The organism is Streptomyces sp. NPDC046977 (assembly GCF_040644455.1).
Lineage (GTDB): Bacteria > Actinomycetota > Actinomycetes > Streptomycetales > Streptomycetaceae > Actinacidiphila.
Window position 1 is genome coordinate 189,495 of sequence record NZ_JBEYWO010000016.1, and the last position, 18,156, is coordinate 207,650.

18 protein-coding genes are annotated in these 18,156 nt (G+C 72.9%); 14 read left to right on the forward strand and 4 right to left on the reverse strand.

Annotation, left to right across the window (positions count from 1 at the left end):
• The first annotated feature begins 290 nt into the window (after nt 1-290).
• A complete protein-coding gene (locus ABZ883_RS23665) occupies nt 291-419 on the forward strand; it encodes a hypothetical protein (RefSeq protein WP_360909129.1) in 129 nt (42 codons plus the stop codon).
• Nucleotides 420-486: 67 nt separating this feature from the next.
• On the opposite strand, the gene rsgA is transcribed toward ABZ883_RS23665, so the two are convergent.
• Nucleotides 487-1,626, reverse strand: a complete 1,140-nt coding sequence (gene rsgA, locus ABZ883_RS23670; RefSeq protein WP_360909131.1) for a ribosome small subunit-dependent GTPase A — start codon at nt 1,624-1,626, stop codon at nt 487-489.
• A gap of 244 nt (nt 1,627-1,870) precedes the next feature.
• Nucleotides 1,871-2,881: a hypothetical protein gene (locus ABZ883_RS23675; protein WP_360909133.1), complete on the reverse strand. Its 1,011-nt coding sequence runs from the start codon at nt 2,879-2,881 to the stop codon at nt 1,871-1,873.
• Between the two features lie 366 nt (nt 2,882-3,247).
• Between ABZ883_RS23675 and ABZ883_RS23680 the strand changes: the two genes are divergently transcribed.
• A complete protein-coding gene (locus ABZ883_RS23680; protein ID WP_360909135.1) occupies nt 3,248-3,643 on the forward strand; it encodes a VOC family protein in 396 nt (131 codons plus the stop codon).
• Nucleotides 3,644-3,815: 172 nt separating this feature from the next.
• On the opposite strand, the gene ABZ883_RS23685 is transcribed toward ABZ883_RS23680, so the two are convergent.
• Nucleotides 3,816-4,496, reverse strand: coding sequence for a helix-turn-helix transcriptional regulator (locus ABZ883_RS23685; RefSeq protein ID WP_360909137.1), 681 nt, complete (start codon nt 4,494-4,496; stop codon nt 3,816-3,818).
• A 34-nt stretch (nt 4,497-4,530) separates the two neighbouring features.
• Nucleotides 4,531-5,688, reverse strand: coding sequence for a YihY/virulence factor BrkB family protein (locus ABZ883_RS23690; RefSeq protein WP_360909139.1), 1,158 nt, complete (start codon nt 5,686-5,688; stop codon nt 4,531-4,533).
• Nucleotides 5,689-5,706: 18 nt separating this feature from the next.
• Between ABZ883_RS23690 and ABZ883_RS23695 the strand changes: the two genes are divergently transcribed.
• The 12 genes from ABZ883_RS23695 (at nt 5,707) to ABZ883_RS23750 (ending at nt 18,152) form a co-directional block, all read left to right on the forward strand.
• Nucleotides 5,707-7,356, forward strand: coding sequence for an acyl-CoA dehydrogenase family protein (locus ABZ883_RS23695; RefSeq protein WP_360909140.1), 1,650 nt, complete (start codon nt 5,707-5,709; stop codon nt 7,354-7,356).
• A 356-nt stretch (nt 7,357-7,712) separates the two neighbouring features.
• Nucleotides 7,713-9,008, forward strand: a complete 1,296-nt coding sequence (locus ABZ883_RS23700; RefSeq protein ID WP_360909142.1) for a GAF domain-containing protein — start codon at nt 7,713-7,715, stop codon at nt 9,006-9,008.
• 208 nt (nt 9,009-9,216) lie between these two features.
• Nucleotides 9,217-9,804, forward strand: a complete 588-nt coding sequence (locus ABZ883_RS23705) for a GNAT family N-acetyltransferase (protein WP_360909144.1) — start codon at nt 9,217-9,219, stop codon at nt 9,802-9,804.
• A 56-nt stretch (nt 9,805-9,860) separates the two neighbouring features.
• The gene (locus ABZ883_RS23710) at nt 9,861-10,898 is read left to right on the forward strand and encodes a PfkB family carbohydrate kinase (RefSeq protein ID WP_360909146.1); all 1,038 of its coding nucleotides are present in this window, start codon (nt 9,861-9,863) and stop codon (nt 10,896-10,898) included.
• A 105-nt stretch (nt 10,899-11,003) separates the two neighbouring features.
• Nucleotides 11,004-11,087, forward strand: a complete 84-nt coding sequence (locus ABZ883_RS23715; RefSeq protein ID WP_360909198.1) for a putative leader peptide — start codon at nt 11,004-11,006, stop codon at nt 11,085-11,087.
• 178 nt (nt 11,088-11,265) lie between these two features.
• Nucleotides 11,266-12,960 carry a nitrite/sulfite reductase gene (locus tag ABZ883_RS23720; protein ID WP_360909148.1) on the forward strand — a complete coding sequence of 565 codons (1,695 nt, stop codon included), beginning with the start codon at nt 11,266-11,268 and terminating at the stop codon, nt 12,958-12,960.
• A complete protein-coding gene (locus ABZ883_RS23725) occupies nt 12,957-13,136 on the forward strand; it encodes a hypothetical protein (RefSeq protein ID WP_360909150.1) in 180 nt (59 codons plus the stop codon). The genes ABZ883_RS23720 and ABZ883_RS23725 overlap by 4 nt, the downstream gene beginning before the upstream one ends.
• Nucleotides 13,133-13,840: a phosphoadenylyl-sulfate reductase gene (locus ABZ883_RS23730; RefSeq protein WP_360909152.1), complete on the forward strand. Its 708-nt coding sequence runs from the start codon at nt 13,133-13,135 to the stop codon at nt 13,838-13,840. The genes ABZ883_RS23725 and ABZ883_RS23730 overlap by 4 nt, the downstream gene beginning before the upstream one ends.
• A 32-nt stretch (nt 13,841-13,872) precedes the next feature.
• The gene (gene cysC, locus ABZ883_RS23735; RefSeq protein ID WP_360909153.1) at nt 13,873-14,418 is read left to right on the forward strand and encodes an adenylyl-sulfate kinase; all 546 of its coding nucleotides are present in this window, start codon (nt 13,873-13,875) and stop codon (nt 14,416-14,418) included.
• A gap of 61 nt (nt 14,419-14,479) precedes the next feature.
• Nucleotides 14,480-15,415, forward strand: coding sequence for a sulfate adenylyltransferase subunit CysD (gene cysD / locus ABZ883_RS23740; protein WP_360909155.1), 936 nt, complete (start codon nt 14,480-14,482; stop codon nt 15,413-15,415).
• A 2-nt stretch (nt 15,416-15,417) separates the two neighbouring features.
• Complete coding sequence (locus ABZ883_RS23745; RefSeq protein WP_360909157.1) at nt 15,418-16,764, forward strand: GTP-binding protein; 1,347 nt, start codon at nt 15,418-15,420, stop codon at nt 16,762-16,764.
• 242 nt (nt 16,765-17,006) lie between these two features.
• Nucleotides 17,007-18,152: an aliphatic sulfonate ABC transporter substrate-binding protein gene (locus tag ABZ883_RS23750; protein WP_360909159.1), complete on the forward strand. Its 1,146-nt coding sequence runs from the start codon at nt 17,007-17,009 to the stop codon at nt 18,150-18,152.
• Nucleotides 18,153-18,156 lie beyond the last annotated feature (4 nt).

Genomic DNA, 18,156 nt, shown 5'->3' on the forward strand with positions numbered 1-18,156 from the left:
TCGCGCCTGGGGGTAATTCCTATCAGCGCCCGGCGGAACCCCTCGGGGATTCCCGGGAGATGGTCGCGGAAGAGTATTTGAGTATTTTCGCTGCCACTATCGTGCGCATCCGCGATCGTTCCTGTGGCATGTGCGCGGCACGGCCCATCCCCGGCCCGGGATGTCAAGGTGCCTGTGAGTTCTGTGAGTTGACCCGCATCACGTGTGAGGAGGTCCGGTCACGGGAAGGTCACGGGCAGACAGCGAAGGCAAAGGCGCGGTAAACGCGTCCCGAACGGGCTGGAGGAGCCATGGTCTACTCGATCGTCCTCGGCGTCGTGATCGTCGCGCTCGGCCTCGGCAGCATCGTCTACACCTTCTGGCACGAGGGCAGTCCGCTGACCCTGCGCCGCCGGCACCGGCACAACGGCGCCGGATGACCGCCGGCCCGGCTCCCCAGGGGGAACCGGGCCGGGGTACCGGCACACCGGGGTCCGCGCACGGCCGTCAGTACACCTTGCGGTGCCCGCCGCCGCGCTTGCGCTCGTACATCTCCCGTCCCGCCGCCGAGCGTTGCTTCCACTCGCGGCGCATCTCCGCCCGCAGCCGGGCGTCGGTGCGGGAGGCGATCCACGCGTTCTCGCGCAGCAGCCTGCGGTAGCTGTCCAGCCGCCGGTACGCCAGCGAGCCGTCCTCCAGCGCCGCGAGGACCGCGCAGCCCGGTTCCGCGCTGTGCGAGCAGTCCTGGAAACGGCACCGCCCGGCCAGGTCCTCGATGTCGGAGAAGGCCTGGGTGAGCCCGGCGTCGGCGTCCCACAGGCCGACCCCGCGCAGTCCCGGGGTGTCGATCACCACCCCGCCCCCGGGCAGCGGCAGCAGGTCGCGGGTGGTCGTGGTGTGCCGCCCCTTGCCGTCGCTGTCGCGAATGGCCTGCACCTCCTGGACCTCGCGGCCCAGCAGCGCGTTGGTCAGCGTGGACTTGCCCGCGCCCGACTGCCCGAGCAGCACGGACGTGGCGCCGGACAGCGCCTGTGCCAGCTCCGCGACGCCGTCGCCGGTCGCGGCGCTCACGACGCGCACGTCCACTCCCGGCGCGGCGGACCGGGCGTCGGCCAGCAGATAGGTGGTGTCGGGGACAAGGTCGGCCTTGGTGAGGACGACCATCGGCTGGGCGCCGCTGGTCCACGCCAGCGACACGAAGCGCTCCAGCCGGCCGAGGTCCAGTTCCGCGGCGATCGACACCGCGATCACCGCGAAGTCGACGTTGGCGGCCAGGACCTGGCCCTCGGACCGCTTGGAGGAGGTGGAGCGGACGAAGGTGGTGCGGCGCGGCAGCAGGGCCCGTACCGCGGGTCCGGTGACCGCGGCGGTGTCGACGGCGGCCCAGTCGCCGGTGCAGGCGACCCGCATCGGGTCGCGGGTGAAGACGTCCTCGGTGTCGGCGCGCACGGTCTGCGTGCCGTGCGTGACGTGCGCGCCGTCGGCGGCCGCGGGGACGACGACGTCGCACAGTCCGCGGTCGACGCGTGCCACGCGACCGGGGACCAGGCCCCGTTCCGCGTGCGCCGCGAAGGCGGAGTCGAGCAGGGAGTCCCAGCCGTAGGCGGCGAGCGCGGAGTACGGCTGCGGGACGGTTCCGTTCTTCAACGGGGAAAGCCCTTCGGGAGGGCGGTCGCGCGCGGCCGCCGCGCCGTCAGGGCGTACGGGACGCCGGGACGGGCAGGGTCAGCCGAGGACCGCCGAGGTGGTGGGGGTGACGCTCTTCTGGATGCGGGCAGTGCCCGGCACAGTGACAGTCATCGCTCCAACACCTCCTCGATCGCTCGCGGTCCGACGGCGAAACCATAGCCCGGCCCCCCGACGGGCGCGCAACTCCTTTTCCGGGGGCCGCTCAGACCGTCTCGGCGTAGCGCTCCCCCGCGTACGCCCGCAGGACCGGGACGACCGCCTCCGCGCCGCCGGGCAGGCGGTCCAGCCGGACCAGGGCGAAGGCCTGGTGGCCGTCGACCAGGTACGTGGGGTTGGCGCCCGGCGTGGTGCCCGGCAGCGGCCACACCACGAGCCAGGGCCGCTTGTCGCTGGTCGCCTCCGATTTGCCGACGGTGACGGCCGCGATCTCCGGCCAGGGGAAGTGCTGTTCGTCCTCGGTCACCTCGCGCATGCTGATCCCGTTCGGGCCGATCCGCAGCCGCAGCGGCTTCCGCCAGCGGCGGTAGGAGCGGAAGGTGAGGTACGAGCAGCCCATGGCGCCCAGCGGCCCGAACGCGCCGAAGGCCTCCGGGCCCATGAAGTCGCCCTGGAGCAGTTGCCAGAACGAGTAGGCGCAGATCACGGCGGCCACCGCCCAGATCAGCGCCCAGACGCCGGACCGCTGCGGGTCGACGAAGACGCGTTCCCCTCCCGGCACGCTCAGTTCGGGCCCCGCCACACTCACCGGGATCGGCGGGCGCACCGCGCGCGGCGCCGTCTCGAAACGGTCGCCGGCGTTCGCGGCGAGGGCGTTCGACATCTCGGCGACGGACTGGTCCAGGTCCTCGCAGTCCAGGAGGGTGTAGCGGCTCCGGCCGTCCCAGGTGCGGTCGGCCCTGCGCGGCAGCGTCACGCCGGACACCGTCCACAGCGTCAGCCGCGGCTTCGGCGGCGTCAGATTCTCGCTGTCCTCACCGGTGCTGGGGAGGTGCCACAGGGAGACGGCGTCGATCTGCTCCCACGCGACCTCCGCGTCGTGCAGCGTGATCCCGAACCCGTCGATCCGCAGCCGGAACGGCCGGTCCGCCTTGCGCAGGTCCTGCCAGCCCCGAAAGGTGGCCACCAGCGTCAGGAACATGAGGATCAGCGGCACCTGGACACTGCCGCCGCCTCCCAGAGCGACGACCAGCCAGACCACGGCTCCCGCCGTCACGGCGGCCCCTCCCGTGACCCACCGCCGGCCGCGTCGTCTCAGCGTTCGTTCAACCGTGAATTCCACTGCTCCGTACCCCCTCTGTCATCCCCGCCCGGCACTCATCATGCGGCTCGGCCGACCCGGCTCCCAGCCCCTCCGGCGCGGTGGTTGCCCAACCGTGACGCCAGTGGGACAACACCGCCCGGGGGCCGCCCGGCCGCCCCCGCCCGTTCACCCGCACGCCCCCGACCGATGGGTTTCCCCGAAACCGGACGCCCGGCCGTCCCGGCCCGGCCGCGCGGACATCACCCGTCGGGGCACCGGGAGGGGGAGGCGTCCGATTCGTTCAAGACCGCGTGCGGGAGGGCTGCGTACGGTGGCGGCATGACAGTGCGTATCGGATTGATCGAGATCGTGGTGGCCGACATGGGGGCGTCGCTGGCGTTCTACCGGCGCCTGGGGCTGGAGATCGCGGAGGGGGTGGAGGGGGAGCCGCACGTGGAGGCCGAGTTGCCGGGGGGCTTGCGGATGGCCTGGGACACCCGGGAGACGGTGCGGTCCTTCGACCCGGCGTGGACGCCGCCGGGGCCCGGCGGCCACGGCACGGCGCTGGCGTTCGCCTGCGACGACCCGGCGGAGGTGGACGCGGTGTTCGCGGAGCTGACGGCGGCCGGGTACGAGGGGCACCTGAAGCCCTTCGACGCGGTGTGGGGCATGCGGTACGCCACCGTGCGCGACCCGGACGGCAACGCGGTGGACCTGTACGCGCAGCTGTCCTAGGGCGCCCCCCACGGCACCCCCAGGTGCGGTGCGGTGCGGTCGGCATGGTCGGGCTCCTCGGACGATGCGGGCCGAAGACCGGGGGTGTGCCGTGCCAGGTACACCCCCGGCGGCGAATCAGCGAACGCCGCCGAGAGAGCGAGACCCGAGGGGCCGGAGACACGCCCCGGGGTCACGGCGCCAGGAGGCGGCGCAGCGGCACGCCGGTGAGGGCGCGCACGTCCCGGGCGAGGTGGGCCTGGTCCGCGTAACCGGCACGCCCGGCGAGTTCGGCGAAGGGCAGTCCGCCGCGGGCCAGCCGCAAGGCACGCTGCAGGCGCAGGATCCGGGCGAGGGTCTTGGGGCCGTAGCCGAAGGCGTCGAGGCAGCGGCGGTGCAGCTGGCGCTCGCTGACGCCGAGGGCCGCGGCGACGTCGGCCACACGGGCGCCGGCGGCCAGGCCCGCGGCGGTCTGTGCCGCGTAGCGGACCGGGGGTCGCGGCGGGCGGCCGAGGACGGCAGCCTCCAGGGCGACGCCCGGGTCGGCGGCGGAGGCCACGCGCTCGGTCAGGCGGCGTGCCTCGGCACCGGGCCAGAGCGCGTCCAGCGGCACGCGGCGGTCCCGCAGTTCGTGCGCGGCGACCGCGAGCACGGCCGGGCCGGTCCCGGGCGCGAAGCGCAACCCCGCGTAACGGGTGCCGGGCGGGCTCGCGGTGAGATGGGCGCGGGTGTCCGGCCCCGCGGCGAAGAGCCCGGTGCCCTCGCCCCAGATGAGGTCGACGCAGCCGTCGGGCAGCACCCGGGCCGCCTCGGCGCCCGCTGTCCTGGTCCACAGCACGGCGCCGGGGACGACGGAGGCGCGTTCCCGGTACATGCCCCCAGGATGGCACCGCCCCGCGACAGCGGGCTCACTCCGCCGGCGGCGGGCCGCTCTTCCCGCGCGGGCGGCGGCCGCGCAGCCGGCCCCTGACGTCGTCGGGCGGCAGGAAGCCCGCCCAGCGCTCGGGGAATTCGGCGGGCGGGTCCTCGGGGCCCACCTCGTCGTCGGGGGCGTCGTCGAAGGCGGCCCGGCGGGCGGCGGCCTCGGCCAGCCGGTCGGCGGCCTGGCGCTGGCGCACCCGGGCGTTCTTCTCGCGGGCCGCGGCGGTCTCGATGGACGGCCAGACCCGGTCGATCGCGGCGTTGACGGCCGCGCCGACCAGGACCGCGAAGGCGGAGACGAAGATCCACAACAGGACGGCGACGGGCGCGGCCAGCGACCCGTAGATGGTCGGCCCCTCGACGGTGTGGGTGAGGTAGATGCGCAGCAGGAAGCTGCCGAGGACCCACATCAGCAGGGCGACGGCGGCCCCGGGCATGTCCTCGTACCAGGGCGACCGCACCGGCACGGACACGTGGTAGAGCGTGGTGAGGAAGGTGATCGACAGCAGCAGCACCACGGGCCAGTACAGGATGCGGATGACCCACTCGCTCCACGGCAGGAACGACACGACCGCGTCCGGCCCGACGACCAGCAGCGGCATCACGACGGCGCCGATGACCAGGGCCACGACGTAGAGCAGCAGGGCCAGCAGCCGGGTCTTGACGATGCCCCGTATGCCCTCCAGCCCGTACATGATCGTGATGGTGTCGACGAAGACGTTCAGGGCCCGCGAGCCCGACCACAGGGCGATGACGAAGCCGATGGAGATCACGTCGGGCCGGCCGCCGCCGAAGACGTCGTCGACCAGCGGCCGCATCAACTGGTCGACGCCCTTGTCCGACAGGACGGTGGCCGCCGCGGTGAGGATGTTGCGGCGGATGTTGTCGATGGTGTCGGTGCCGATGACCTCGTCCACGTACCCGATGGCGCCGACGAGGCCGAGCAGCAGAGGCGGCAGGGACAGCAGCACGAAGAAGGCGGCCTCGGCGGCGAGACCCGTGACGCGGTACTCCAGGCAGGAGTTGACCGTGTCCTTGAGCAGCAGCCAGCCGACCTTGCGTTTGGAGACGTTCCGGTAGAGGGACCGCGCCTGGAGAAGCCGGCCTTTCCGGGGCCGCTCGGGTGTTTCGTCTGCTGCCTGCACGCGCCTACGGTAGCTGTCATGAGCGCCCCTACACACACCGTGACCAACCAGCCCCCGCCGCTGGTCGGGTATGACGTGTACGCCGCCGACGACGCCCTCGTGGAGGGGGTCGCCCGGCACGCCGCGCCCGAGCGCCGGCAGGAGATCGACGTGGAGCTGGGCGAGATCGGCCGGTCGGCCGGCTCGGTCCAGGCGCAGGCGTGGGGGCAGGAGGCGAACACGCACTCCCCCGTGCTGCGCACCCATGACCGCTACGGCCACCGCCTCGACGAGGTGGAGTTCCATCCGTCCTACCACCGGCTGCTGGGCCGGGCGGTCTCGTCGGGACTGACCGACGCCTGGTCGCGCCCCGACGGCCACCTGCGGCGCGCGGCGGGTTTCCTGGTGTGGTCGCAGGTCGAGCAGGGGCACGGCTGCCCGGTCTCGATGACGCACGCCGCGGTGCCCGCCCTGCGGGCCGATCCGCGGCTGGCGGCGGAGTGGGAGCCGCGGCTGGGGTCGCGGGTCTACGACCCGCGGCTGGTGGCACCGGGGCAGAAGCCGGGGGCGCTGTTCGGGATGGGCATGACCGAGAAGCAGGGCGGCTCGGACGTGCGCGCGAACACGACGCGGGCGGAGCCGCTGGCCGAGGAGGGCACGTATCTGCTCACCGGGCACAAGTGGTTCTGCTCGGCTCCGATGTCGGACGGCTTCCTGGTGCTCGCTCAGGCGACGGGGCCGGGCGGCGACGGCGGCCTGACCTGCTTCCTGCTGCCGCGCGTCCTGCCGGACGGCACCCGCAACGTCTTCCGCATCCAGCGGCTGAAGGACAAGCTGGGCAACCGCTCCAACGCCTCGTCCGAGGTCGAGTTCGACGGCACCTGGGCGCGCCGGGTCGGCGAGGAGGGGCGGGGGGTGGCGACCATCATCGAGATGGTGGCGGCCACCCGGCTGGACTGCGCGACGGGTTCGGCGGCGGTCATGCGGCAGGCGGTGGCGCAGGCGGTCCACCACACCGCGCACCGCAGCGCCTTCGGCGGCCCGTTGATCGACAAGCCGCTGATGCGCAACGTCCTGGCCGACATGGCGCTGGAGTCGGAGGCGGCGACCACGACCGTGCTGCGGCTCGCGGCGGCGTACGACGCGGACACCGAGCAGGAGCGGCACTTCCGGCGGCTGGCGGTGGCGGTGTCCAAGTTCTGGATCACCAAGCGCTGTCCCGCGGTGGCGGCCGAGGCGCTGGAGTGCCTGGGCGGCAACGGCTATGTGGAGGAGTCGGGCATGCCGCGGCTGTTCCGCGAGTCGCCGCTGAACTCGGTGTGGGAGGGCTCCGGCAACGTCCAGGCGCTGGACGTGCTGCGGGCGCTGCAGCGGGAGCCGCAGGCGCTGAACGCGTTCCTCGGGGAGATCGGCCTGGCGCGCGGCGCGGACCACCGGCTGGACGGGGCGATCAAGTCGCTGCTGACCGAACTCGCCGACCTGGAGGGCATCGAGGGGCGCGCGCGGCGGGTCGTGGAGCGGATGGCGCTGGTGCTGCAGGGGTCGCTGCTGGTGCGCTTCGCGCCGGCGGAGGTGTCGGACGCCTTCTGCGCCTCCCGGCTCGGCGGCGACTGGGGGGCGACCTTCGGGACGCTGCCGCGCGGGCTGGACCTGGAGGCCGTGGTGGAGCGGGCGCGCCCGGTGGCGTGAAGCGTCGGCGCGACGGCGGTCCCCCGTGCCCCGAGGAAGGACCGGGATCACGGGAGAAACGATCCGCCGCCGCGCCGCGCGGAAGGTGGCGCCGCGCCGACTCGGCACCACCCCCGGTCTCCAACCTCACCGTCGCACGGATGGTGTTCCGTACGAGTAGCGTGATGCGCCGTCACTGTCCGTCGGGGGCGTGCATATTCGCAACCGTTGCAGACCGTTGCAAGCTATTGGCCGGATATGCCGCCGGAGCCCCCTCCGCGACGGCACCATATGCACAGGGTGTGGTCGCCAATGCGCCGTCGCGATCACTGCCGGGCGCACAGCGCAGACCAGCGCACACGCACGCGGGGAGAACCATGAGCCAGGTTCCGTTCGACTCCCGGTCGTTGTCGGCACAGTCGGCCCAGGAGACGCGCCGCTCGGCGCGCCTGCTGGGCGGGATGAGGGAGGCCGCACTCGGCGGTGGCGGCAAGGCCGCCGCCACGGTCCCCCGGCCGATCATCCAGGACTCCTGGCGGCGCGCCCTGGATCTCGGCGTCGACCCCGACAACGGCAGCCACAACACGATGCTGACGGCGGACGAGATCGAGCAGCGCCGGCGCCGCACCCCGCTGGTCGAGGTGATGCCCGCCCTGCGCGACGGGCTGGTCTCGGTGGCCGACGAGGCCCGGCACATCATGGTCGTCACGGATCCCGAGGGACGGGTGCTGTGGCGCGACGGCAGTGTCGCCGTCCGCAAGAGCGCGGACCGGCTGGGCTTCGCCGAGGGCGCCTCGTGGGCCGAGGACACCGTGGGCACCAACGCGATCGGCACCGCTCTGGTCGCCGGGCGCCCTGTGCAGGTGCACCAGGCCGAGCACTTCGTGCGGGAGCTGCACCAGTGGACGTGCGCGGCGGCGCCGCTGCACGACCCGCGCGACGGACGGCTGCTCGGCGCGGTCGACGTCAGCGGGCCGGCCGCCACCGTGCACCCGGCGATGCTGTCGCTGGTCACCGCGGTCACCAAGGTCGCCGAGGGCGAACTGCGTTCCCGGCACTGGGCGGCCGTCGGCCGGCTGCGCTCGGTCGCGGCCCCGCTGCTGGCCCGGATGTCCGGCCGGGCGGCGGTCGTCGACCCCAACGGCTGGACCGCCGCCGTCACCGGCATGCCGGCGGTCGAGCGCATCACGCTGCCCGCCGCGCCGGCCGCCGGGCCCATCTGGGTGCCCTCGCTCGGGCTGTGCACGCTCGAACCGCTGCCCGGCGGCTGGCTGGTGCGGGTCCGTGACGACCGGGAGGAGCGGACACCCGCGGGCCGGGTGGTGCTCGACGTGAGCCGCCCGCGCACCTGGAGCGTCGCGGTCTCCGGCGGCGCGGGCGGCTGGTCGCAGGAACTCAGTCCGCGCCATGCCGAGCTGCTGTTCGTCCTCGCCCTGCACCGGGCCGGGCGCAGTGCCGCCGAACTGGCGGACGACCTGTTCGGCGACCCCACCCGTACGGTCACCGTCCGCGCGGAGATGTCCCGGCTGCGCCGTACGCTCTCCGGCGTCCTCGACCACCGGCCGTACCGTTTCGCCGACGGCGTCGAGGTCGAACTCCTGCGTCCGGCACGGCCCGCGGACCTGCTGCCGCACTCCACGGCCCCGGCGGTCCGCAGGGCGCGTTCCGTGTGACCGCGGGGCGGCCGGCCCGTCCGGGAAGGAGCCGCCCGACGGTTCCGGCCCCGTCCGAACGCGGGATCCGCCGCCCGCGGCCGGCGCGGGGTCCCGGCCCGGCGTACGCGCCCCGGCGCCCTGGCATCCCGGGCTGCCTCACCTCGTCCCCGCGCGTGGCTGCGAGGCACCCCGCCGCCGGCGCCGCCGACGTGGTTGGCTGGGCCCCATGAGCAACACCGTCACCGTGACCACCTGGTCGCTGGAGCAGACCTCACCGGCCGACCTGCGGCCGTCGGCGCCCGCCATGGAGCCCGATCCCGCGACCGGCGGGGTCAGGATCGTCCGGGCCGAGGTGCCCTCCCCGGAGTTCAGCCGCTTCCTGTACACCTCGGTCGGCGCGGACTGCGCGTGGACCGACCGGCTGCCGTGGACGTACGAGCAGTGGCGCGCGTGCCTGGACCGCCCCGGCACGGAGACGTGGGTGGTCTGGGACCAGGGCACGCCCGCCGGCTACATCGAGCTCGACGCGCAGGACGAGGCCCAGGTCGAGATCGCGTACTTCGGGTTGCTGCCCGCCTTCCGGGGACGCCGGATCGGCGGGCACCTGCTGTCGTTCGGCATCGCGCGCGCCTGGGACCTGGCAGAGCGCTGGCCGGAGCGGACGCCGACGAAGCGGGTGTGGGTGCACACCTGCAGCCTGGACGGGCCGCACGCGCTGGCCAACTACGAGAGGCGCGGCTTCCGCATCTTCCGCACCGAGACGGGGGAAGAGGAGAAGAGGCCGATCGACGGCCCCTGGCCCGGGGCGCACTGAACCCGCGGGCGGCGCGCGCGGCGTGGACGCGCCGTGAAAGCCGTGAAAGGGGAGGCATGGACGTCGTCGGGGTCGGGGCGCTCAATCTGGACCTGATCACGGGTGCCTCCGCCGTGGGCGGCAGCCCGCTGCTGGCCCGGATCGACGCGCACACGGGGCTGCGTCCCCCGCTGGAGAGCGGTTCCGAGCGGCTGGTGGAGGAGCCGGCCGTGCGCGCCGCCCTGGAGTGCCTGCGCGCGGAGGGGGTGCCCCTCACACCCGAACTGGGCGGCTCGGCCTTCAACGCGCTGCACGCCCTCGCCCGGCTCGGCCGGGGCCTGCGGCTGGGGTACGTGAGCGTCGCCGGCAGCAGCCCGCTGGAGGCGGTCGATCCGCTGGCCGTGCTCGACGGGCTCGGCATCGACCGCTCCCTGGTGCTGCCGGACCCGGAGCGGCTGTGCGGGATCTGCCTGTCGGTGCACGACGGGGGCGAGCGCACCCTGCTCACCCACACCGGTGCCAACACCGGCATCGCCGGGCATGTGCGGCGGAACTTCGAGGAGATCGCCGGCACCCTGGCGCGGGCCCGGGTGGTGCACGTGACGTCCTTCCTGGACCCCGACGGGGGTGCGGCGCTGCGCCGGTTGCTCGACGCGGTCCGGGAGCGGTCGCCGCGCACGATCGTCACCTTCGACCCGGGTCACGCCTGGTCCACCGCGCCGAGCGACGACGTGCTGGCGATGGCGGCGGCGAGCGACTACCTGCTGCTCAACGAGCGGGAGTTCACCGACCTGGCGCCGTTGCTGCCCGGGCTGCGCGGCACGGCGGTGGTGAAGTACCCGGACCGGGTGGAGGTGCGCCGGCCGGGTTCGGTGGAGCGCTGGACCCACCGTCCGCTCCGGGACGGGGAGATCGAGGACGCGACGGGGGCGGGTGACGTCTTCGCGGCCGGGGTGCTCGCGGCGCTGGCCGCGAACCGCGCGCTGCTGGGCGCCGGGGTGCGGCTCGGCATGGCCCTGGCGGCCCACAAGCTGCGCCACGTCGGTGCCCGGGGGCACGACGGGTTCCGGGCGATCACGGGCGATTTTCTGCGGCATCCGAGCAGGGTGCGGTGATCTGTCCGCAGACGGGCACCGTATCCGTATCACCATGCGGGATGATCGAGTCCAGATAGCGGATAATGGTGGACTGGCCCGAGACCCGCGTGACACGCTTTCGACATGTCGCGCTCCGGAATCGCCTTGGTAGGTCGGCTGCACGTCGACCTCGGACGCATGTCCAGCGCCATCTGTCGGGCCTACTGAGCCCGCACGCCGTCACGCCCCGGACTGACCCCGCCGTCCCCGACGTCGCGGACGCGCACCGACCCCCGCTTCCAGGACCGCCGCCGAGCGCGACGTGTTTCCGCAGGCCGCAGGGGTCCTTCGCCGTACGATCCCCACTTGCCGAGCCTCCTCAGCCTGCCAGAAGGACTGCATCGCCATGGCTTCCACCCCCGATCAGCAGGGCGCCGCCGCACGCCGCAAGGTGAGCCGTCACCGCGGCGAGGGCCAGTGGGCGGTCGGCCACATGACACCGCTCAACGCCAACGAGCAGTTCAAGCGCGACGACGACGGTCTCAATGTGCGGACGCGCATTGAGACGATCTACCAGTACCGCGGTTTCGACGCGATCGACGGGGCGGACCTGCGCGGGCGCATGCGCTGGTGGGGGCTGTACACCCAGCGCAAGCCCGGGATCGACGGCGGCAAGACCGCGATCCTGGAGCCGGAGGAGCTGGACGACAAGTACTTCATGCTGCGGGTCCGCGTCGACGGCGGCCGGCTCACCACCCAGCAGCTGCGGGTCATCGGCGAGGTCTCGCAGGAGTTCGCCCGCGGCACCGCCGACATCACCGACCGGCAGAACATCCAGCTGCACTGGATCCGCATCGAGGACGTGCCGGAGATCTGGCGCCGCCTGGAGGGCGTCGGGCTGTCCACCACCGAGGCGTGCGGCGACACCCCGCGCGTCATCCTCGGCTCGCCGGTGGCCGGCATCGCCGAGGACGAGATCATCGACGGCACCTGGGCCGTGGACGAGGCCCACCGCCGGATCATCGGCAACAAGGAGTTCTCCAACCTCCCCCGCAAGTTCAAGTCGGCGATCTCCGGCTCCCCGCTGCTGGACGTGGCCCACGAGATCAACGACGTCGCCTTCGTCGGCGTCCGCCACCCCGAGTACGGACCGGGCTTCGACGTGTGGGTCGGCGGCGGCCTGTCCACCAACCCCAAGATCGGCGTCCGGCTGGGCGCGTGGGTGCCGCTGGACGAGGTCCCCGACGTCTTCGAGGGCGTCATCTCGGTCTTCCGTGACTACGGCTACCGGCGGCTGCGCACCCGCGCCCGGCTGAAGTTCCTGGTCGCCGACTGGGGCGCGGAGAAGTTCCGGCAGGTGCTGGAGGACGAGTACCTGCTGCGCAAGCTGGCCGACGGCCCGGCGCCCGAGCAGCCCGTCGAGCAGTGGCGTGACCACGTCGGGGTGCACCGGCAGCGGGACGGCCGCTTCTACGTCGGCTTCGCGCCCCGGGTCGGCCGGGTCGACGGCACGACCCTCAGCAAGATCGCGGAGCTGGCCGAGGCGCACGGCTCGGGCCGGCTGCGCACCACCGTCGAGCAGAAGATGATCGTGCTCGACGTCGAGCAGGACCGCGTCGACTCCCTCGTCGCGGGCCTGGAGGCGCTGGACCTCCAGGTGCGGCCCTCGCCGTTCCGGCGCGGCACCATGGCGTGCACCGGTATCGAGTTCTGCAAGCTGGCCATCGTCGAGACCAAGGCGCGCGGCGCCTCCCTCATCGACGAACTGGAGCGCCGCCTGCCCGGGTTCGACGAACCGGTCACCATCAACGTCAACGGCTGCCCCAACGCCTGCGCCCGCATCCAGGTGGCGGACATCGGCCTCAAGGGCCAGCTCGTCCTGGACGACGAGGGCAACCAGGTCGAGGGCTTCCAGGTGCACCTGGGCGGCGCGTTGGGTCTGGAGGCCGGCTTCGGCCGCAAGGTCCGCGGCCTGAAGGTGACCTCGGACGAGCTGCCCGACTACGTGGAGCGCGTCCTGCGGCGCTTCCAGGAGGGGCGCACGGACGGCGAACGGTTCGCGCAGTGGGTCGCGCGCGCGTCGGAGGAGGACCTGTCGTGAGCGAGCGTGCCGCACCGTTCTACTGCCCGTACTGCGGGGACGAGGACCTGCACCCCGCGGAGCAGGGCCACGGCGCCTGGGAGTGCCGCGCCTGCAACCGGGCCTTCCAGCTCAAGTTCCTCGGTCTGCTGGCCCGCGGCCTGCAGGCCTCGGCCCCCGAGGGAGACGTTTCGTGACCACCGCGCGGCAGCACTCCGCCGACGAGCTGCGGCTTCTGGCCGAACGGGCGGGACGCGACCTGGAGGACGCCCCCGCCGAGGAGATCCTGCGCTGGGCCGCCGGCACCTTCGGGGCGCGCTTCTGCGTGACCTCCTCCATGGAGGACGCGGTCGTGGCGCACCTGGCCTCCCGCGTGGCGCCCGGTGTCGACGTGGTCTTCCTGGACACCGGCTACCACTTCCCCGAGACCATCGGCACCCGTGACGCCGTCGCCGCGGTGATGGACGTCAACGTCATCACCCTGACGCCCCGTCAGACCGTTGCCGAGCAGGACGCCGAGTACGGGCCGCGGCTGCACGACCGCGACCCCGACCTGTGCTGCGCGCTGCGGAAGGTGAAACCGCTGGAGCAGGGCCTGACGGCGTACGACGCGTGGGCGACGGGACTGCGCCGCGACGAGGCCCCGACCAGGGCGAACACCCCCGTCGTCGGGTGGGACACCCGGCGCGGAAAGATCAAAGTTTCCCCCATCGCCCGCTGGACGCAAGACGACGTGGACTCCTATGTCGCCGATCACGGGGTACTCACGAATCCGTTGCTCATGGACGGCTACGCCTCGGTCGGCTGCGCCCCCTGCACCCGCCGGGTGCTGGAGGGCGAGGACGCCCGGGCCGGCCGGTGGGCGGGCCGGGCGAAGACCGAATGCGGTCTGCACGGCTGATGACGACGGAACGGACCTCCCGGGAGGGGCGGATGAGCGGGACGGACGCGGGCGCCACGGTGTGGCTCACCGGTCTGCCGAGTGCAGGCAAGACGACGATCGCCCGGGCGCTGGCGGCGCGGCTGCGCGGCGACGGGCACCGGGTGGAGGTACTGGACGGCGACGAGATCCGCGAGTTCCTCTCCGCCGGCCTCGGCTTCGGCCGCGAGGACCGGCACACCAATGTGCAGCGCATCGGCTTCGTCGCCGAACTGCTGGCCTCCCACGGGGTCACCGTGCTGGTCCCGGTCATCGCGCCGTACACCGACAGCCGGGAGGCCGTCCGCAAGCGCCACGAGGCGCGCGGCACGACCTACCTGGAGGTGCACGTCGCCACCCCGGTCGAGGTCTGCTCCACGCGCGACGTGAAGGGCCTGTACGCCAAGCAGGCCGCGGGCGAGATATCCGGGCTGACCGGTGTCGACGACCCGTACGAGGCGCCCGGTAACCCCGACCTGCGGATCGAGACCCAGCACCACACCGTCGAGGACTCGGCGGCGCTCCTGGTGGCGCTGCTGGTGGAAAAGGGGCTGGCGTGAGCGGCGGCCCGTCTCGCGTCACTCGTCCGAAAGCTCACGAAGCTCGAGAAAGGGGCGCGGTGTGACCACGGTAGTCGCGATCGGCGAGAGCACGGAGAACCCCTTCGCGCTGTCGCACCTGGACGCGCTGGAGTCGGAGGCGGTGCACATCTTCCGGGAGGTGGCCGGGGAGTTCGAGCGCCCGGTGATCCTCTTCTCGGGCGGCAAGGACTCCATCGTCATGCTCCACCTGGCGCTGAAGGCGTTCGCCCCGGCGGGGGTGCCCTTCTCGCTGCTGCACGTCGACACCGGCCACAACTTCCCCGAGGTGCTGGCGTACCGCGACCGCACGGTCGCCCGGCACGGGCTGCGGCTGCACGTCGCGTCCGTGCAGGACTACATCGACGACGGGCGGCTGCGCGAGCGCCCCGACGGCACCCGCAACCCGCTGCAGACCGTGCCGCTGACCGAAGCCATCCAGGAGCACCGCTTCGACGCGGTCTTCGGCGGCGGCCGCCGGGACGAGGAGAAGGCCCGCGCCAAGGAGCGCGTCTTCTCGCTGCGCGACGAGTTCTCGCAGTGGGACCCGCGCCGCCAGCGCCCCGAGCTGTGGCAGCTCTACAACGGCCGGCACGCCCCCGGCGAGCACGTGCGGGTCTTCCCGCTGTCCAACTGGACCGAGCTGGACGTGTGGCAGTACATCGCCCGCGAGGGCATCGAGCTGCCGGAGATCTACTACGCCCACGAGCGGGAGGTGTTCCGCCGCGCCGGGATGTGGCTGACCGCCGGCGACTGGGGCGGCCCCAAGGACGGCGAGACCGTGGAGAAGCGGCTGATCCGCTACCGCACGGTCGGCGACATGTCCTGCACCGGCGCGGTGGACTCCGCCGCCGCCACCATCGACGCGGTGATCACCGAGATCGCCGCCTCCCGGCTCACCGAGCGCGGGGCCACCCGGGCCGACGACAAGCTCTCCGAGGCCGCGATGGAAGACCGCAAGCGCGAGGGGTACTTCTAGCCATGACCGCCGGCATCACCAGCGCCGAACATCTCGCGGCCACCTCGCTGCTGCGCTTCGCCACCGCGGGCTCCGTCGACGACGGCAAGTCCACCCTGGTCGGACGGCTGCTGCACGACTCCAAGTCGGTCCTGGCCGACCAGTTGGAGGCCGTGGAGCTCGCCTCCGCCCGCCGCGGCCAGGACGCGCCCGACCTGGCGCTGCTCACCGACGGCCTGCGGGCCGAGCGCGAGCAGGGCATCACCATCGACGTGGCCTACCGCTACTTCGCCACGCCCCGGCGCCGGTTCATCCTGGCCGACACCCCCGGGCACGTGCAGTACACGCGCAACATGGTCACCGGCGCCTCGACCGCCGAGCTGACCGTGATCCTGGTCGACGCGCGCAACGGCGTGGTCGAGCAGACCCGCCGGCACGCGGCCGTCGCGGCCCTGCTGCGTGTCCCGCACGTGGTGCTGGCCGTCAACAAGATGGACCTGGTGGACTGGTCGGAGCAGGTGTTCGCCGCCATCGCGGAGGAGTTCACGGCTTACGCCGCCTCGATCGGCGTCCCGGAGATCACCGCCATCCCGATCTCGGCGCTGACCGGGGACAACGTGGTGACCGCCTCGGCCGGCATGGACTGGTACGGCGGCCCGACGGTGCTGGAGCACCTGGAGACCGTCGCGGTCGGCACCGACCCGGCCGCGCACCCGGCGCGCTTCCCGGTCCAGTACGTCATCCGCCCGCAGACCGCGCAGCACCCCGACTACCGCGGCTACGCCGGGCAGATCTCCTCCGGAGTGCTGCGCGTCGGCGACCCGGTCACCGTGCTGCCGTCCGGTCTGACCAGCACGATCACCGGGATCGACGCCCTGGGCACCGCAGTCGGCGTGGCCTGGGCGCCGCAGTCGGTGACGCTGCTGCTCGGTGACGACCTGGACATCTCCCGCGGCGACCTGATCGCGCCGACCGCGGCCGCCCCGGCGACCACGCAGGACGTCGAGGCCACGGTGTGCCATCTGCACGAGCGCCCGCTGACGGTCGGCGCCCGCGTGCTGCTGAAGCACACCACGCGCACGGTCAAGGCGGTCGTCAAGCGGCTCCCGTACAAGATCGACCTGACCCACGGGCTGGAACACCGGGACGACCCAGGCGAGTTCGGTGTCAACGACATCGGCACGGTCGTGCTGCGCACCTCCGAGCCGCTGCCGCTGGACGCCTATGCGGACTCCCGGCTCACCGGCTCCTTCCTGCTGATCGACCCGGCGGACGGCACCACGCTGACCGCCGGCATGGCAGGCGAGGCCTTCGCCGCCCGTACCGCCGCGGCCGCGGGGGACGCGAACCAGGAGGGGTGGGACTTCTGATGGCAGGGCTCAGCGTCATGGACGCGTTCTCCGGATTCGCCAAGGAGGGCGGCCGCGTCGGCAGCGGCTGTCTGGGCAGCGGCACGGGCGGTGTGACGCGATGTGCGCGCTGACACCGCCCGGACGCACCACTCGCCGCACCACGGCCGCGCACGCGGCACGGCACCCCCGAGAACCAGACAGCCACTACTTCGGCGCGCCCTGAAGGGCGCGACCCGGAGCCTTCGAGAGGACCACCTCCCGTGACTGCCGATCGCACCACCGCCCCGAGAACGACGACCCGCCGCCGCCTCGTCGCCGGCGCCGCCCTTCTGCCGTTGCTGGCCCTGGCCGCCTGCGGCTACGGCTCCGAGAAGAAGGACGACACCTCCAACGCGGCCGCGACCAGCGGCACCAGCGCCGGCGCCGACACCGGCAAGAAGCTGTCCGCCTCCACGGTGAAGATCGGCTACTTCGCGAACCTCACGCACGCCACCCCGCTGGTGGGCCTGAAGGAGGGCTTCTTTGCGCAGGAGCTCGGCTCCGGCACCACGATCAAGGAGTCGGTCTTCAACGCGGGCCCCGCCGAGATCGAGGCCCTCAACGCCGGTTCCATCGACATCGGCTGGATCGGCCCCTCCCCCGCCGTCAACGGCTGGACCAAGTCGGGCGGCAAGAGCCTGAGGATCATCTCCGGTTCGGCCTCCGGCGGCGTGAAGCTGGTCGTCAACCCCAAGAAGATCACGTCCCTGAAGGACGTCAAGGGCAAGCGGATCGCCACCCCGCAGCTCGGCAACACCCAGGACGTGGCCCTGCTCAACTGGATAGCCGGGCAGGGCTGGAAGGTCGACGCGACCAGCGGCAAGGGTGATGTCTCCGTCATCCGCACGGACAACAAGATCACCCCGGACGCCTACAAGTCCGGCTCCATCGACGGCGCCTGGGTCCCCGAACCCACCGCGTCCAAGCTGGTCGCCGAGGGCGCCAAGGTGCTGCTGGACGAGAGCAGCCTGTGGAAGGACGGCAAGTTCGTCATCACGAATGTGATCGTCTCCCAGAAGTTCCTCAGCGAGCACCCGGACGTCGTCGAGGCCGTGCTGCGCGGCTCGGTGAAGACCAACGCGTGGATCACCGCCAACCCGGACAAGGCCAAGGCCGACGCCAACGCCCAGTTGGAGAAGCTGTCCGGCAAGCCGCTGCCGGCCGACGTCATCGACCCGGCGTGGAAGAGCATCCAGGTCACCGACGACCCGCTGGCGTCCACGCTGCAGAGCGAGGCCGACCACGCCGTCACCGCGGGCCTGCTGGAGAAGCCCGACCTGAAGGGCATCTACGACCTCACGATCCTCAACAAGATCCTCACCGCCGAGGGCAGGACCGAACTCGGCAACGCCGGTCTCGGCAGCTGACCCG

Coding starts and splice junctions, on each gene's coding strand:
- ABZ883_RS23665 (WP_360909129.1), top strand. CDS start 291: ATGGTCTACTCGATCGTCCTCGGCGTCGTGATCGTCGCGCTCGGCCTC.
- ABZ883_RS23680 (WP_360909135.1), top strand. CDS start 3,248: ATGACAGTGCGTATCGGATTGATCGAGATCGTGGTGGCCGACATGGGG.
- ABZ883_RS23685 (WP_360909137.1), bottom strand. CDS start 4,496: ATGTACCGGGAACGCGCCTCCGTCGTCCCCGGCGCCGTGCTGTGGACC.
- ABZ883_RS23695 (WP_360909140.1), top strand. CDS start 5,707: ATGAGCGCCCCTACACACACCGTGACCAACCAGCCCCCGCCGCTGGTC.
- ABZ883_RS23700 (WP_360909142.1), top strand. CDS start 7,713: ATGAGCCAGGTTCCGTTCGACTCCCGGTCGTTGTCGGCACAGTCGGCC.
- ABZ883_RS23705 (WP_360909144.1), top strand. CDS start 9,217: ATGAGCAACACCGTCACCGTGACCACCTGGTCGCTGGAGCAGACCTCA.
- ABZ883_RS23710 (WP_360909146.1), top strand. CDS start 9,861: ATGGACGTCGTCGGGGTCGGGGCGCTCAATCTGGACCTGATCACGGGT.
- ABZ883_RS23715 (WP_360909198.1), top strand. CDS start 11,004: ATGTCGCGCTCCGGAATCGCCTTGGTAGGTCGGCTGCACGTCGACCTC.
- ABZ883_RS23720 (WP_360909148.1), top strand. CDS start 11,266: ATGGCTTCCACCCCCGATCAGCAGGGCGCCGCCGCACGCCGCAAGGTG.
- cysC (WP_360909153.1), top strand. CDS start 13,873: ATGAGCGGGACGGACGCGGGCGCCACGGTGTGGCTCACCGGTCTGCCG.
- ABZ883_RS23745 (WP_360909157.1), top strand. CDS start 15,418: ATGACCGCCGGCATCACCAGCGCCGAACATCTCGCGGCCACCTCGCTG.